This window comes from Streptomyces sp. NPDC001933 (genome assembly GCF_042890955.1).
Classification (GTDB): Bacteria; Actinomycetota; Actinomycetes; order Streptomycetales; family Streptomycetaceae; genus Streptomyces.
The window spans coordinates 310,476-325,820 of sequence record NZ_JBIASS010000002.1 but is presented as its reverse complement, the minus strand read 5'-3'; the positions used below and the strand labels follow the sequence as shown (position 1 = coordinate 325,820).

Here is a 15,345-nt window from a genome sequence, read left to right as displayed (position 1 = left end):
GTGGCCCGCCCGTGACTGCCGGGGATGCCGGTCACGACCGGCGGGGATGCCGTTCGTGACCGCCGGGAATGCCCTTCGCGACCGCCGGGGATGCCGTTCACGACCGTCGCACGCGGGCCGCCAGCCTGTTGCCGAGCCGCTTGCGCAAGCCGTCCGGCCGGTTCCACGCCCGGAACGCCTCCGCCGTACGGCTGCTGCCCGCCAACTCGGCGGCCTCCTCCACCGCCGCCACCTCACCGGCGGACAGGCCGCGCACCACTGGACGCAGCACCTCCGCCAGCAGCGCTTCCCGGGTCCCGCTCCAGGCGCGGCCCGCGTGCGGGTGGGAGCTCCAGACAGTGAAGCAGTCCGCCACATAGGCCGGGTCGGAGCGCAGCCGGGCGAGCACCACGTCCTGCCGGGCGGCGGTGCCGTAGGCCGCGATGAGGTCCGGGTCGTCGCTGTGGACGAACGCGTACAGCTCCGCCTCCGGCCGGTCCGGGTCGAGCAGCCGCCCGGCCAGGGCGCCGAACGCCTGCTCGCGCACGCCCGCCTCCACCGGCTCCGCCCCAGCGCACAGCTTCCGGGCCTGCTCCGCCCAGCCCGGCTCCGCCGCCCCCGACCGGACGTCCCGCGCGAACTCCAGGAGATGCAGCGCGCCGCGCGCCCGCGCGTCGATCTCCTGCGGGAAGCCGCGCAACAGATCATGGGCGAGCTCGGGCGCCTCCGCGTCGTCGGCCGGGGCGCCGAGCGCCGCCGCGACGAGCACGGACCACGTACCGGCCGTGCGATGCGCGTCGGACGTGCTCCCGGCCAGCAGCAGCCGCGCCTCGCCAGCCGTGGGGACGTCGTCGCCCCAGACCAGACCCACCGCCGTCCGCAGCACCAGCGGCTCGGTGAAAGGTGACATTCCACCGGCACGCAGCACCGCGTTCAGTACCTTCACCCGGTCGTCGCCACCGCTCGCCCTGGCCTCCGGCGCCGCCGCGCACATCCGCAGATGCGGCAGCGCCTGCGCCCCGGTGAACGGCAGCGCGACCCCGGCCAGCAGCCGCTCCGTCGCCGAGGCGTCCTGCGGGGCGATCCGGTCCAGCTCACCGAGCAGCGCCGTACGGACGTCGAACTGTTCGTCCAGGAGGTCGAGCAGCACCGCGGCGCAGTCGGCGGCCCCTTCGTCCAGCAGTGACCGGGCCATCCGGCCCACCACGTCGGGGAGCAGCTCGGTGCAGTCCACATCGAGCAGCCGCGCGATCCGCAGCAACTGCACCGCACGCCCCACGGTCCGTCCGGGAACAGCGGGGGCCGCGAGGGGCGTACCGGTGGTGAGTTCGGTACACAGGTCGTCGCCCAGAGCCGTGACGAGCGCGGCGACGGCACGCTCCCCGGCCGGTCCGGCGAAGACCGAGCGCGCGGGCGGTTCGAGTGCGACGCCGCCGCCGCGTACCGCCTCCGTCACCAGCAGAGCGCCGAGCGACGCGGTCACGGCGTCGCCCGACCGTCCGTCGAGAGCGGTCAACAGCCTTGCGACGGCGCGGAGTTCGTCATCCGTGCGGTCGAGGCCGGGGGCGGTCAGCGCATCGGTCAGCCGTCGCGTCCGCTCGTCGTCCAGCGCGTACGGCCGCTCGGCCGCCCAATGCGCCGCCGCGGCACGCCCGTCTGGACCGAGCGGTACGCCCGCGCAGAGCGCCGTCACGGCGAGCGGCCCGGCCGCGAAGGGCTCGCCGGGCAGCTCCGCCGCCACCCGGAACAGCTCCGGGGACCGGTTGCGCCAGATCCGGGCGCAGCTCTCCGCCCAGGCATCGCCCACCGTCTCCCCGGGGCGTGCCCCGGTGCAGTCGCGCACCAGGAGGCCGCCTTCCGGGCCGGCCGGTGCGGGGGCGTCCTCCGGCCGCACCCCGACGACCTGGTGCGGGGAGTCGGCCGGGCGTCGGGTGTACGTCGTGAAGGTCAGCCGCTGGGCGGTCTCCGGCGGCAGCACGGACCCGGCCAGGGCGATCCACCGGGCCACATCGGCGCAACTCCGCTCCACGAGAACGAGCCGCGACGGAGCCGGCTCCTCGCACACCCGGCGCAGATCGGCGAAGACCGCCGCCAGCCAGGGGCTCCGGGAGACCGCGAAGTCCTTGAGCGCCTCGGGGCCGAAGGAGGCGGAGGCGGGCAGGGCGGCCAGGGGGCCGGGGGCGGAGCCCTCCGGTGGGGCGGAGGCCCAGCTCGGCGACCGCCAGGCCGAGATCGGCAGCGCGTCGCCCGGCAGCCGGGTACCGGCCGGAAGATGTACCGCGTGCGCGTGGAAACCGCCGGCGCCGGGGCCGCCGAGGGCCACGGTGCGGCTCAGCAGACGACTGCCGTCGGACAGGGAGCTGAAGCTGAACGCCTCGGGAAACGAACGGAGTTCGCCGGCGGTGGGGTGGTACGGGGCTCCGGCGGGCGGTTCGTACCCGAGGAGCTGCTCGGCCTCCGCCAGCACCGGCGTGGGTATGCCGGCGCCGACCGCCGTGAACCGCGTGCCACCCCCGTCGTCCCCCGCGGTGGCAGAGGTGTAGTGCAACTGCGCGAGGCTCATGCGTCGGCCCTCTTCGTCCTTGCCGCGAACGTCCCCGTGCCGTCAGCACGCCCGCTCCGCGGACCGCCCGTCGAGGGCAGGACGTCCGGGGCGCAGCGACGACCCCGGCGGGGAGCGGTCCGCAATCGCGGGAGCGACGCTATCAAGGCTCGCCGCCCCGCACGCACCCCGCGGGAAGGTCACCGGGACCTCCGTCCGGAGCGTGCCGGACCCGTGCGCCCCGGCGCGCGGCAGGCCCCGTTCAATGCGCCTCCCTCACCCCAATGGCACACGCACCCTACGGGCCCCCGGTCGTTGATCGTCATCGGATTGCTCAATCCCCCGAGGGCACAGCTCATCGGTCCCAAGGGTCCCCCTGTGTACAGGAGTTACTCCGTTGAATCTCAAAACTCTCTCTGCCGCCGCGGCCGTTCTGGCGCTGGCCGGTCTCGCCGGTTCGAGCACGGCCGGCGCGGTGCCCGGCACCGTCTCCGGCGACGGCGGCAACCGCATCGGCACCCTGCGGGTCAACGGCGACGCCTACGTGAAGGAGGGTGGCCTCAGCGCGACCTGGGTCAAGGAGTCCGGGAACGTCAAGCAGGTCGCTCTCTCCGGCAACCGCATCGGCGTCCTCACCGGTGACGGTGTCGCGTGGGTGAAGGAGGGCGGGCTGAGCGCCACCTGGGTCAAGGAAGCCACCGACGTCAAGCAGATCGCCCTGTCCGGCAACCGCATCGGCGTCCTCAAGGACAACGGCGAGGCGTACGTGAAGGAGGGTGGCCTCAGCGCGACCTGGGTCAAGGAGTCCGACAAGGTCAAGGAACTGGAACTCTCCGGCAACCGCATCGGTGTCATCACCGGAGATGGTGTCGCCTGGGTGAAGGAGGGTGGCCTCAGCGCCAGTTGGGTACGGGAGTCCGACAACGCCATCGGCATCGACCTGGCGGGCAACCGCATCGGCGTCCTCGTCGGCAACGGTGTCGCCTGGGTGAAGGAAGGCGGCCTCAGCGCCTCCTGGGTGCGCGAGGCCGACGACGTCATCCAGCTCGAACTGTCGGGCAACCGCATCGGCGTCCTCAAGGACAGCGGCGACGCGTACGTGAAGGAGGGCGGCCTCAGCGCGACCTGGGTCCACGAGTACACCCACGCCATTCAGATCGCCCTGTCGGGCAACCGCATCGGCGTCCTCAAGGGCGACGGCAACGCGCGGGTGAAGGAGGGCGGGCTCAGCGCGACCTGGGTCCTGGAAGCGGGCGACGTCACGGAACTGGCCCTCTCCTGAACCGCCGTCCGGCACAGACCTCGTGAGGCCCGCCGCGCCGCACACCGGTGCCGACCTCGGTGCCGACCTCGGTGTGCGGCGCGGTGCCGCTCGGGGACGCGCACCGGCGGGCCGGCGGTGCCGCTCGGGGACGCGCGCACCGACAGGCCGGGAAAATCGCTGGTCAGAGTTCTGATGCTTCAGTAGAAATGGGGCCATGAGCACTCTCTCCGCCCCTGCCCCGGGCCCCGCCCCCGCCGACCGCAAGACCTTCATCCGCACCGAGTTCGATCTGGTGGACGCCGTACTGCGCCCCTGGAGCCGGGCGGACGCCGATTCGCAGAACGTGCTGGACGCGTTGGTGGCCGCCGTGGCGGATCCGGCGATCGCCCTGTGGAACCCGATAGCGACGACCGACCGGGATGCCGCCCGCGCCTGGGTGGAGGCGCGGGACGCCGGGTGGGAACGCGGTACGGTCGCCGCCTTCGCCATACGGGACGCCGCCGACGACGCGGTGCTCGGCGGCGTCGCCCTGCGCTGGGTCGACCGCGAGGACGGACTGGCGATGGTCGGATACTGGCTGGCGCCCGCCGCCCGTGGGCGGGGCCTCGTGACCAGGGCGGTCGCGGCGGTGACGGACTGGGGCTTCGACACCGCCGACGTCCGCCGCGTCGAGATCGCCCACGCCGTCGGCAACCCGGCGTCCTGCCGGGTGGCCGACCGCTGCGGCTACCTCCCCGAGGGCGTCCTGCGCGACTCCCACCGCTTCGGCGACGGCGAGTACCACGACGAGCACCTGCACGCCCGGCTCGCCAAGGACCCGCGACCCGAAGGTCTCTGACGGAACGACAGATCTTGCGGGAACCGGCCACCCCCTTTCCGCACTCGTAGGATCGACGCGACTTCGGGGATACGGGGGTGGTCGATCGCTCGTGGCCGCGAAGGTCATCCGGGCCGAACACGCCGCAGACCCCGGCTTCCGGGCCCGTTTCCGGCGCGAGGCCGAGGCCGCCCGCCGGGTCACCGGCCCCTGGGTGGTCCCGGTGACGGACGCCGACACCGAGGCCCGCGAACCGTGGCTCACCACCGCGTTCGTGCCCGGCCCCTCGCCGGCCGAGGCCGTCGCCGCCGAAGGGCCCCTGCCGCCCGTGACCGTCCGCGCGCTCGGGGCCCGCCTCGCCGACGCGCTCGACGCGGTGCACGGCACGCCCGGCTACCTCGCCCCCCGGGCACCGACGACTTCGGCCCGGCGGCCCGTACGGTGGTCGCCGAACGAGCGGACGCCGTCGTCCTCGCCTCGACGTCACCTGCCCGGGGCGCCCGCTGCGCCGCCGCCCTCGCCGCCGCCGGGTTCACCGGCAGCCGCGTGTCCACCGGCCCCGTCCTCGCGCCCGCCTTCCTCAGCGGTGCCGGGGAGGCCGCCGAGGGGTGGGTGTCCGCCCAGGCGTACAGCGACCCGGCGGCGGCCTGGGCCGCGAAGGCGTTCACCGCCGCGTACCGGAAGCGCTTCGGGTCGGCACCCGCCCGCTGGGCCGCCGAGGCGTACGACGCGGTCGGGCTGATCGCCGACGCGGCCCGCTCCACCAGCGCCACCGGAGCGGAACGCGAAGGCATCGCCCAGCGCCTGTTCCGGACCACCCATCCGGGCATCACCCGGACAGTGTCCTTCTGCGCCAGCCGGCAGGTGCGGTACGAGACGGGGATCTACCTCTACCGGGTCGAGCGCGGACGGGCCCGCTTCCTGGGGCCCTGCACCAAGGTCCGAGCCGGGCACTCCATGCGCCGGACGGGGGAACCGTGCCGACGGCATGAAGCGGATCTTCGGGCGCGCTTAAGAAAACCTCGATGGACCTGTGGCGCGGGGTGCGGCAGATTTCTCCGTGACGGCCGAGGATGGTGCGCGGCAGCCGATCGACGCGCGCTGCCCATGTTGTCCCGTCCCTCTCGATCCTCCCCGGGCCGCAGGCTTCCTCTGGCATGCCCCCGGCCCGGGGTACTCAACGCCGCACCAGCGCAGGGAGCCGCAGCCGTGAAGGCACTCGTGAAGCAGAAGGCCGAGCCGGGACTCTGGCTGATGGACGTGCCGGAGCCGGAGATCGGCCCCACGGACGTACTGATCAAGGTCCTCCGTACCGGTATCTGCGGCACCGACCTGCACATCCGCAACTACGACGGCTGGGCCCAGCAGGCCGTGCGCACCCCGCTCGTCCTCGGCCACGAGTTCGTCGGCGAGGTCGCACGGACCGGTGCCGACGTCGTCGACATCAACGTCGGCGACCTGGTCAGCGGCGAGGGCCACCTGGTGTGCGGCAAGTGCCGCAACTGCCTGGCCGGCCGCCGCCACCTGTGCCGCTCCACGCTCGGGCTCGGCGTCGGCCGGGACGGGGCGTTCGCCGAGTACGTCGCCCTGCCCGCGTCCAACGTCTGGGTGCACCGGGTCCCCGTCGACCTCGACGTCGCCGCGATCTTCGACCCGTTCGGCAACGCCGTGCACACCGCGCTGTCGTTCCCGCTGGTCGGCGAGGACGTACTGATCACCGGCGCCGGACCGATCGGCATCATGGCCGCCGCCGTCGCCAAGCACGCGGGCGCCCGCAACGTCGTCATCACCGACGTCAGCGAGGCCCGCCTGGAGCTGGCCCGGAAGGTCGGCGTCAGCCTCGCCCTGAACGTCGCCGAGGAGACCATCGCCGACGGCCAGAAGCACCTCGGACTGCGCGAGGGCTTCGACATCGGCCTGGAGATGTCCGGCCGGCCCGAGGCGATGCGCGACATGATCGCGAACATGACGCACGGCGGCCGGATCGCCATGCTCGGACTGCCGTCCGAGGAGTTCGCCGTCGACTGGGCCCGCATCGTGACCTCGATGATCACCGTCAAGGGCATCTACGGCCGGGAGATGTACGAGACCTGGTACGCCATGTCCGTACTGCTGGAGGGCGGCCTCGACCTCGCCCCCGTGATCACCGGCCGGTACGGCTACCGCGACTTCGAGGCGGCCTTCGACGACGCGGCGAGCGGACGCGGCGGCAAGGTCATCCTCGACTGGACCTCCTGACCACCCGTATCCAGATATCGAGTATCCAGCCATCGAGCCGGGAGACACCCCTCATGTTCGACTCCGTACGCGACGACATGCGCACCACCCTCGAAGAGATCGAGGCCGCCGGACTGCACAAGCCCGAGCGCGTGATCGGCACCCCGCAGTCCGCGTCGGTCGCCGTCACCGCGGGCGGCCGCCCCGGTGAGGTGCTCAACTTCTGCGCCAACAACTACCTGGGCCTCGCCGACCACCCCGACGTGATCGCCGCCGCCCACCAGGCGCTGGACCGCTGGGGCTACGGCATGGCCTCGGTCCGCTTCATCTGCGGCACCCAGGAGGTCCACAAGGAACTGGAGCAGCGGCTCTCCACGTTCCTCGGCCAGGAGGACACGATCCTCTACTCCTCCTGCTTCGACGCCAACGGCGGTGTCTTCGAGACCGTCCTCGGCCCGGAGGACGCGGTCATCTCCGACGCCCTCAACCACGCCTCCATCATCGACGGCATCCGCCTCTCCAAGGCCAAGCGGTTCCGCTACGCCAACCGCGACATGGAGGACCTGGAGAAGCAGCTCAAGGAGGCGTCCGGCGCCCGGCGCAGGCTCGTCGTCACCGACGGCGTGTTCTCCATGGACGGGTACGTGGCGCCGCTGCGTGAGATCTGCGACCTGGCCGAGCGCTACGACGCCATGGTCATGGTCGACGACTCGCACGCCGTCGGCTTCGTCGGCCCCGGCGGCCGCGGCACGCCGGAGCTGCACGACGTGATGGACCGGGTCGACATCATCACCGGCACCCTCGGCAAGGCGCTCGGCGGCGCGTCCGGCGGCTATGTCGCGGCCCGCGCCGAGATCGTCGCGCTGCTGCGCCAGCGCTCCCGCCCGTACCTCTTCTCCAACTCCCTCGCCCCGGTCATCGCGGCCGCCTCGCTCAAGGTCCTCGACCTGCTGGAGGCCGCCGGCGACCTGCGTGAGCAGCTCAACGCCAACACCGCGCTCTTCCGTACCCGGATGACCGAGGAGGGCTTCGACATCCTGCCCGGCGACCACGCCATCGCCCCCGTCATGATCGGGGACGCGGCGAAGGCAGGCCGGATGGCGGAGCTCCTCCTGGAGCGCGGTGTGTACGTGATCGGGTTCTCCTACCCGGTCGTCCCGCAGGGCGCGGCCCGCATCCGCGTCCAGCTCTCCGCCGCGCACTCCACACAGGACGTGAACCGGGCCGTGGACGCGTTCGTCGACGCGCGGGCCGCGCTGGGGGAGTAGCACCCGGGGCCCGGCCGGGCGCCCCGGCCGGGCGGCGGGGTTCCACCCATGACCTGGGACAATGGGTCACATGATCGATTCACGGCGGCTGCGCATCCTCCGTGCGGTGGCCGACCACCGCACGGTGACCGCAGCCGCCGCCGCGCTGTATCTCACCCCTTCCGCGGTCTCCCAGCAGCTCGCCGCGCTGGAGCAGGAGACCGGCCACCGGCTCGTCGAACGGGGCGCGCGCGGCGCCCGGCTCACGCCCGCCGGGGAGATCCTGCTGACCCACACCAACGCGGTGCTGGCCCAGCTGGAACGGGCCGAGGCGGAGCTCGCCGCCTACAGCTCGGGGGACGCGGGCACGGTCACCGTCGCCGCGTTCGCCACCGGCATCGGCCTGGTCCTCGCCCCCGCGATCGCCGCGCTGACCCGCACCGCGCCCGGCATCCGGGTCCGGGTCCAGGACGCCGAGGGCGACGCGAGCGTGCCGATGGTGCTCGACCGGCAGGTCGATGTGGCGGTCGCCGTCGAGTACCGGGGTGCCCCGGACGAGGACGACCGGCGGCTGACCCGGGTGCCCCTGTACTCCGAACCGTTCGACGCGGTGCTGCCGGTCGGGCATCCGCTGGCCGGCCGGGAACAGGTGGCGATCGCGGACCTGGAGAAGGACGCGTGGATCGGCCCGTACCCCGGCAACCCCTGCCACGACGTGGTGGTCCTGTCCTGCGAGTTCGCCGGCTTCCAGCCCAGGATGGAGCACTCCTCGGACGACTTCCGCGCGGTGGTCGCGCTGGCCGGGGCGGGCGCCGGGGTGGCGCTGGTGCCGCGGTCGGCGCTGCTGGGGATGGAGCTGACCGGAGTGGTGGTGCGGCCGGTGGAGGGCAGCGCGCCGACCCGCCGGGTCTTCGCCGCGGTGCGGCACGGGGCGGAGGGGCATCCGCTGATCGCCCCGGTGCTCGACGCGCTGGCCGCGGCGGCGGCACGGGAGGGGGCGCTGCCCCTGCCCGCGTCGCCGTGAGACGTCGGGGCGGCCGCCCTCACGCCCGCCGTCCGAGTACGGACCGGCCGCCGCCGGACCAGCCCGGCCCGAGCGCCCCCGCACCCGCCGCCACCGTCACGGCCAGCGCCAGCATCCCGTACCGGGCCGGTGGCAGATACGGCACCGAACCGGTCACCGACAACGCGAACGCCAGCAGCGGGACCACCGCGACCAGCGTGCCGATCGCCAGCCCGGCCACCGCCACAAGGCCCGTCTCCAGCACCAGCATCCGCCGCACCTGACGGCGCCCCGCACCGACCGTCCGCAGCAGGCGGAACTCGGGGCGGCGGCCCACCGTGATCAGGGACAGCGTGCTGACCACCGCGAGCAGCGCGAAGCCACCGATCACCCCGACCCCGATGACGACCATGGCGTCGTCCTGGTCCGAGGACGGCGGTGCGATCCGTACGTCGTCGGCCGTCGCGGGCCGCACCCGCACACCCGGGTACGCGGCGAGCGCGCGCCGTACGGCCGGGGCCGCCCCGCCGTCCGCCGAACGGACCAGGATCCGCTGGTCGCGCGGGACCGATACGTGTCCGGCCAGCGCCTCGCGCGGCAGCATGAACTCACCGAGTCCCAGGGCCCGTTCGTAGAGCGCCACCACCCGCAGCCGTACCTCGGTGCCGTCGCCGAGACGGAGCTCCACCGAGTCACCGACGCCTACACCGAGATCGGACGCCCGGTCCTCGCCGACCGCCACCGTGCCCCTGCCGGTGAGGTCCGCCGGATCGCCCGCCGTGACGCGCGGGTCGAGCGTGCCGGACAGCTGGTCCGCCGTCACACCCAGCACGGGGAACCGGTCCAGCTTCGGATCGCCCATCTCGCGGTGGGCGAGCACGACGCCGGAGCGCAGCACACCGGTCGCCGCCTTCACCCCGGGGGCCTCGCGCACGGCGTGCGCCGCGCCGGCCGGCAGCCCGGCGGCCGGGCCCGTCACCACCAGGTCGGCCCGGAGCGCGGCGGCGGCCTGCCGGTCGGCGGCCCGCTCCAGCGTCGAGCCCGCCGCCAACTGCACGCAGACGAACGCCACCACCAGCACGATCGGCGTGATCGCCGCACCCAGGCGCCGATGGTGCGCGGCGGCGGACCTGGCGGCGAGGAAGCCCGAGACCCCGCCGGCGCGCCGCACCGGCGTGCCGAGGACCCGCGTCGCCACCCGGGCGATCCACGGACCGAGCAGCGCCACCGCGATGATCAGCGAGGTGGCCGCACCCGACGCGGCCACCGCGGCGGCCTGCCCGCCCTGCGCCGTCGCCGCACCGGCCGCGCTCACGCCGCCCATGGCCAGCACCGCCCCGGCGACCGTGCGCACCCGCCCCGGCTCGCCCGGCTCGGGTGCACCGGCCGCGCCCAGCGCGGCGGCGGGCCGCAGTCCGGTGACGCCCCTGGCCGCGAGGACCGCCACCGGCCGGGCGGCGAGCGCGACGAGCACAGCGGCCGCGGCGCTCGCGGCGAACGGCAGCCACACCGGTACCGGCAGCGGCAGCGGGTCCGTCGTCAGCAGCGACCGCATCAGCAGCCCCAACGGCACCGCGGCGACCCCGCCCAGTACCGCCGCCGCCCCGGCCACCCGGCTCACCTCGCGGCCGACCGCCGACCTGAGCTGACGCGGTGTCGCCCCCACGGCACGCAGCAGCGCCAGCTCACCGGCGCGCTGGTGGACCGCCTGGGAGACGGTGGTGGCGATCACCAGGAGCGCCACCATGAAGACCGTGCCCGTGATCGAGGCCAGCAGCGGCAGCAGTTCACCGCGGGCGCCGAGCGCGTCCGGGTGTTCGGCCTGCCCGCGCTCCGGGCCGGTGAGCACCCGGACGTCACGGTCGCCACGGGCCCGTTCGGGCAGCGCCTCCTCCAGCGATGCCCGCAGCGCGTCCGTGGAGACGCCCTCCTCGGCGAGGACGCCGATCGCGTCGACCGTGCCGGGGTGTCCGGCCAGGGCGGTGAGGTGCCGCTCGGTGAGGAACACGGCGGGGGAGCCGCCCCGGTGACCGGTGCCGGCGACCCCGCTCACGGTGTACCGCCGGGGAGCCCCGTCCGCCTGCAATGTCACATGGCCACCGACCCTGCTCCCGGTGGCCGCTGCCAGCCCGCCGTCGAGGACGACCTCGGTGGCGGTCCTCGGTGCGCGGCCCTCCGCCAGCCGGTACGGGGTGAGCGCGGCGGCCGCCCAGGACCGGCCGGTGCCCACCGCCGCGCCGCCCTCTCCGCCCACGGTCACCGGCACCGAATCGTCCGCGACGGCCTTCGCGACGCCGTGCGCGGCGGCCGCTTCCGCCACCAAGGAGCGGTCGAGCCTTACCCGTTCGGGCAGATACGCCGTCGCGGTCTGCGGCTCGCTGCCCCACGGCTTCGCCGTGTACGCCACCCGCTGATCGGCCGCCACCACCGCGTCGGCCCCCGCGTAACGCTCCACCGGCGGCTGCGCCAGCAGCAGCGAACCCACGACGAGGGCGAAGGCCCCGATCAGCGCGGCTGCCGCCGTCGTCGCCGTGAACACCGCGCCCCAGGCCCGGCGATGGGCCTTCAGCGAACGCCGGGCGAGGAACGCCGACGCCCGACGGACTCCGGCCCGCACATCCGACCCGGGCCCTGCCACGCCCTCGCTCGCACTCCCGCTCCCGCCCTCGCTCGCCCTACCGCTTCCGCTCGCACTCCCGCTCTTCCTGCTCATCGCAGCCGGCCGCCGTCCATCGTCAGCACGGTGTCCGCCCAGCTCGCCGCCACCGGGTCGTGGGTGACCATGACGACCGTACGGCCGTCGACCCGCACCGCGTCCCGCAGCAGAGCGAGCACCAGTGCCGCCGACTCCGGGTCCAGGGAGGCCGTCGGCTCGTCCGCGAAGATCACCTCGGGTTCCGTCACCAACGCCCGTGCCACCGCGACGCGTTGCTGCTGCCCGCCGGAGAGCGTCGCCGGACCCTGCGCGCCGCGGCCCGCCAGACCGACCCGGGTCAGCAGGTCCCGCCCACGGCTCAGCACCCGCTCGTCCTCCGGATCGGCGCCCGCCAGCACCAGCGGCAGCACGACGTTCTCCTCGATGCTCAGTGACGGCACCAGGTTGAGGGCGTGCGACTGGAAGACGAAGCCGATCCGGTCCCGGCGCAACCGGGTCAGCGCCGCCTCGGAGAGCGCACCGAGATCGGTGCCCCCGATCCGTACCGTGCCCGACGTCGGACGGTCCAGCCCCGCCGCGCACTGGAGGAACGTGCTCTTCCCCGAGCCCGAAGGACCCACCACCGCGGTGAAACTCCCCGCCGGGACCGCGCAGCTGACCGCGTCGAGCGCGGTGGTCCCCCCGTCGCCCCGGCCGTGGCGCCGGCTCACCGAATCCAGACTCAGCGCGGACGCCCGCACTGCCGTGATCGTGTCCACCGTTGACCCCACCATTCTTCCCTCTGCCCCGCCATGTGCCTTCTGACCTGGATAAACGCTATGAACAGCGGCCCGGCCGGGCGAGGGTGCGCGGTCCCGGAACGGGGGTGCAGCCAGCTCCACCGAACCCCGGGGGAGGGCTCCACTCCGGCGGCCGGCGAACCCCCGTAACGTGGTCCGTCATGAGCACCGCACCCGCCCCGCTGACCACCGCCATCAGGCGTTCGTGGGATGCGTCGCGCTATCTGGCCATCGGCATCGCGGTCGCACTGCTCGCCTATGTGAGCGCGTTCCTGGTGGTGGCGGTCCTGCTGTTCGCCGCCGTGATCATCGGGCTGCCCGCGCTGCCGGAGGCCGCCAAGGTGCTGCGCAGGTTCGCGGAGTTCGAGCGGCGCAGGGCGGCGGCGCGGCTGGGCGTTCCCTTCACGCCGACGCCCTATCCCTCGCTGGACAGCGCCGAACTCTCCGAGCGGGTACGGCGCGTACTCAACGACCCGACCGTGTGGCGCGACGCGCTCTGGCTGCCGCTGCAGGCGCTCATGGGCAATGCCGTCGGATATCTGGCGATGGTGCTGTGGCCGGTCGGGCTCCTCGTGGACGGGGTCGCGCTGCCCGTCGTGCGCCTGCTGGACCGGCGGGCCGCCGACGAGTACGGCACACCGCTGCCCGAACGGCAGGGGTGGGTGCTGCGCTGGCACTGCGTGCTCGCGGACCTGTCGGCCGGCTGGACCAGGTCCCTGCTCACCTCCTCGCCGTCCACCGCGCTCGCCGAACGCATCGCCCAGCTGACCGAGAGCCGGGCCGGTGCGGTGGAGGAGCACGGAGCCGAACTGCGCCGCATCGAACGCGATCTGCACGACGGCGCCCAGGCCAGGATCGTCGCCCTGTCCCTGCGCATCGGCCTCGCCAGACAGCTCCTCGACAGTGACCCGGCCGCCGCGCGCATCCGTCTGGACGAGGCACAGGACGGCGCGGAGGCGGCCCTCGCGGAACTGCGGCACGTGGTGCGCGGCATCCACCCCCCGGTGCTGACGGACCGTGGACTGGCCGGTGCGGTAAGGGCGTTGGCCGCCGACGCGGGCGTGCCCGTCGCCGCGGAACTGGACGGCGTCGAGGACGGCCGGCGCCTCCCGGCCGCGATCGAGGCCGCCGCCTACTTCGTCATCGCCGAGGCGCTCACCAACATCAGCAAACACAGCGGTGCGACGGCCGCGACGGTGCGCATCGCCCGCACCCCCGGCAGCCTGCGGGTGACCATCAGCGACAATGGCCGCGGCGGCGCGGACGAACGGCGCGGCACCTCGCAGAACCCTTCCACCGGCAGTGGGCTGGTCGGCATCGGTCGGAGGATCGCCGCACTGGACGGCACCACCCGCATCAGCAGCCCCGTCGGGGGGCCGACGGACATCGAAGTGGAGCTGCCGTGCGGATCGTGATCGCCGAGGACAACGCGCTGTTGCGGGAGGGCCTGATCCTGCTGCTCACCAGCTCGGGCCACGAGGTGGTGGCCGACGCGGCGACCGGGCCCGAGGTGCTGCCCGCCCTGCTGGAACACCGTCCGGACGCCGCCGTGCTCGATGTACGGCTCCCGCCCACCTTCCGCGACGAGGGGCTGCGCGCCGCGATCGCCGCCCGCGCCGAGCTGCCCGAACTGCCGATCCTGGTGCTCTCCCAGTACGTCGAGGAGACGTACGCCGCCGAGCTGCTCGCCCGCGGCGCGCAGGGCATCGGCTACCTCCTGAAGGACCGGATCGGCCGGGTCGACCAGTTCCTCCAGGCACTGGAGCGGGTGGCGGGCGGCGGTACGGCGCTCGACCCCGAGGTGGTGACCCAGCTGCTGACCCGCAAGTCGTCGGCCGAGCCGCTGCGGAGCCTCACACCGCGCGAGCGCGAAGTGCTGGAACTGATGGCGCAGGGCAAGGCGAACGGCACCATCGCCACCGAACTCGTCGTGACGGAACGAGCGGTGAGCAAGCACATCGGCTCGATCTTCGCCAAGCTCGGCCTGGAACCCGACGACGGCACGGTGCACCGACGGGTGCTGGCGGTACTGGCGTACCTGGAGGGCAAGGGGGCGCGCTGACACCCCCGGTTCGCGACAATGCCCCGCATGGACATCAGCGATCCGGCCACCGGCGATCCGGCCACCAGTGATCCCACCGGGGCGGCGGCCCGCGCCCGCCGCCTCGCCGTCCCCGGCCACCGCCGCATCCTCGGCATCGCGGGGCCGCCCGGGGCAGGGAAGTCCACCCTGGCGGCCCGGCTCGTCGACGCGTTGGACGGCCTCGCCGTCCTCGTCCCCATGGACGGCTTCCACCTCGCCCGGGTCGAACTGGAACGGCTCGGCCGCGCCGCGCGCAAGGGCGCCCCCGACACCTTCGACGCCGCCGGGTACGCCGCCCTCCTCGGACGCCTGCGCGCACCGGAGGCGGGTACCACCGTGTACGCCCCCGCCTTCGACCGTGCCCTGGAGGAGCCGATCGCCGGAGCCGTCCCCGTACACCCGGAAATCCCGCTGGTCATCACCGAGGGCAACTACCTGCTGCACGACGAGGGCCCCTGGGCGCCCGTGCGCGGGCTGCTCGACGAGGTGTGGTTCCTGGAGACCGACCCGGTGCTGCGGGTACGGCGGCTGGTCGAGCGCCATGTGCGGTTCGGGAAGCCGCGAGCGTACGCCGAGCGCTGGGTGGCGCGGTCCGACGAAGCCAACGCGCGCCTGGTCGAGCGGGGCCGCACCCGCGCCGACCTCGTCGTACGTCCGGATCCGGAATCCTGAGCCCCGACCTCGCCGGCCCCGCTCGCGTCGGGCGGCCCGGACGGGCAGGATGCTGTGTGCCGTGTCGCGTCACCAGGAGGTCCCGC

At 74.1% G+C, this 15,345-nt stretch carries 11 protein-coding genes and 1 pseudogene; 9 read left to right on the top strand and 3 right to left on the bottom strand.

Translation table 11 applies throughout. The annotated features are described in order from the left end of the window. Positions 1 to 97: 97 nt before the first annotated feature. Complete coding sequence (locus ACFYY7_RS06330; protein ID WP_388657747.1) at positions 98 to 2,542, bottom strand: GTPase-associated protein 1-related protein; 2,445 nt, start codon at positions 2,540 to 2,542, stop codon at positions 98 to 100. A 376-nt stretch (positions 2,543 to 2,918) separates the two neighbouring features. Here ACFYY7_RS06330 and ACFYY7_RS06325 point away from each other — a divergent pair, with 376 nt between their 5' ends. From ACFYY7_RS06325 to ACFYY7_RS06300, 6 genes and pseudogenes are all read left to right on the top strand, one after another. Next, a complete protein-coding gene (locus tag ACFYY7_RS06325) occupies positions 2,919 to 3,803 on the top strand; it encodes a peptidase S1 (RefSeq protein WP_388657744.1) in 885 nt (294 codons plus the stop codon). A 196-nt stretch (positions 3,804 to 3,999) separates the two neighbouring features. Continuing rightward, complete coding sequence (locus tag ACFYY7_RS06320) at positions 4,000 to 4,623, top strand: GNAT family N-acetyltransferase (RefSeq protein ID WP_388657741.1); 624 nt, start codon at positions 4,000 to 4,002, stop codon at positions 4,621 to 4,623. A 234-nt stretch (positions 4,624 to 4,857) separates the two neighbouring features. Next, positions 4,858 to 5,496 (top strand): annotated as a pseudogene (locus ACFYY7_RS06315) (ABC transporter substrate-binding protein); the annotation flags it as partial. Between the two features lie 315 nt (positions 5,497 to 5,811). Then, the gene (tdh, locus tag ACFYY7_RS06310) at positions 5,812 to 6,840 is read left to right on the top strand and encodes an L-threonine 3-dehydrogenase (RefSeq protein ID WP_383720792.1); all 1,029 of its coding nucleotides are present in this window, start codon (positions 5,812 to 5,814) and stop codon (positions 6,838 to 6,840) included. A gap of 53 nt (positions 6,841 to 6,893) precedes the next feature. Continuing rightward, positions 6,894 to 8,087 (top strand): glycine C-acetyltransferase, encoded by a 1,194-nt coding sequence (locus tag ACFYY7_RS06305; protein ID WP_376318304.1) that lies wholly within the window; start codon positions 6,894 to 6,896, stop codon positions 8,085 to 8,087. Positions 8,088 to 8,157: 70 nt separating this feature from the next. Continuing rightward, positions 8,158 to 9,090: a LysR family transcriptional regulator gene (locus ACFYY7_RS06300; RefSeq protein WP_388657737.1), complete on the top strand. Its 933-nt coding sequence runs from the start codon at positions 8,158 to 8,160 to the stop codon at positions 9,088 to 9,090. Between the two features lie 19 nt (positions 9,091 to 9,109). Here the strand turns inward: ACFYY7_RS06300 and ACFYY7_RS06295 are convergent, their stop codons facing one another. Together ACFYY7_RS06295 and ACFYY7_RS06290 are read right to left on the bottom strand one after the other, a co-directional pair. Beyond that, positions 9,110 to 11,782 carry an ABC transporter permease gene (locus ACFYY7_RS06295; protein ID WP_388657736.1) on the bottom strand — a complete coding sequence of 891 codons (2,673 nt, stop codon included), beginning with the start codon at positions 11,780 to 11,782 and terminating at the stop codon, positions 9,110 to 9,112. Continuing rightward, on the bottom strand, positions 11,779 to 12,498 hold the full coding sequence (locus tag ACFYY7_RS06290) for an ABC transporter ATP-binding protein (protein WP_388657734.1): 720 nt from the start codon (positions 12,496 to 12,498) through the stop codon (positions 11,779 to 11,781). The genes ACFYY7_RS06295 and ACFYY7_RS06290 overlap by 4 nt, the downstream gene beginning before the upstream one ends. A gap of 167 nt (positions 12,499 to 12,665) precedes the next feature. Between ACFYY7_RS06290 and ACFYY7_RS06285 the strand changes: the two genes are divergently transcribed. From ACFYY7_RS06285 to ACFYY7_RS06275, 3 genes are read left to right on the top strand one after another with little or no spacing between them, the layout of a single operon-like run. Further along, complete coding sequence (locus tag ACFYY7_RS06285) at positions 12,666 to 13,919, top strand: sensor domain-containing protein (protein ID WP_388657732.1); 1,254 nt, start codon at positions 12,666 to 12,668, stop codon at positions 13,917 to 13,919. Further along, positions 13,907 to 14,566, top strand: coding sequence for a response regulator transcription factor (locus tag ACFYY7_RS06280; protein ID WP_356079337.1), 660 nt, complete (start codon positions 13,907 to 13,909; stop codon positions 14,564 to 14,566). Before ACFYY7_RS06285 ends, ACFYY7_RS06280 begins: the two co-directional genes overlap by 13 nt. Before the next feature lie 27 nt (positions 14,567 to 14,593). Next, positions 14,594 to 15,259, top strand: a complete 666-nt coding sequence (locus ACFYY7_RS06275; protein ID WP_388657729.1) for a nucleoside/nucleotide kinase family protein — start codon at positions 14,594 to 14,596, stop codon at positions 15,257 to 15,259. Positions 15,260 to 15,345: the final 86 nt, after the last annotated feature.

What these genes read in the sequence shown, in the direction of transcription:
- ACFYY7_RS06330 (WP_388657747.1), bottom strand. Translation starts at nt 2,542, where the DNA reads ATGAGCCTCGCGCAGTTGCACTACACCTCTGCCACCGCGGGGGACGAC.
- ACFYY7_RS06320 (WP_388657741.1), top strand. Translation starts at nt 4,000, where the DNA reads ATGAGCACTCTCTCCGCCCCTGCCCCGGGCCCCGCCCCCGCCGACCGC.
- ACFYY7_RS06305 (WP_376318304.1), top strand. Translation starts at nt 6,894, where the DNA reads ATGTTCGACTCCGTACGCGACGACATGCGCACCACCCTCGAAGAGATC.
- ACFYY7_RS06300 (WP_388657737.1), top strand. Translation starts at nt 8,158, where the DNA reads ATGATCGATTCACGGCGGCTGCGCATCCTCCGTGCGGTGGCCGACCAC.
- ACFYY7_RS06295 (WP_388657736.1), bottom strand. Translation starts at nt 11,782, where the DNA reads ATGAGCAGGAAGAGCGGGAGTGCGAGCGGAAGCGGTAGGGCGAGCGAG.
- ACFYY7_RS06290 (WP_388657734.1), bottom strand. Translation starts at nt 12,498, where the DNA reads ATGGTGGGGTCAACGGTGGACACGATCACGGCAGTGCGGGCGTCCGCG.
- ACFYY7_RS06285 (WP_388657732.1), top strand. Translation starts at nt 12,666, where the DNA reads ATGAGCACCGCACCCGCCCCGCTGACCACCGCCATCAGGCGTTCGTGG.
- ACFYY7_RS06275 (WP_388657729.1), top strand. Translation starts at nt 14,594, where the DNA reads ATGGACATCAGCGATCCGGCCACCGGCGATCCGGCCACCAGTGATCCC.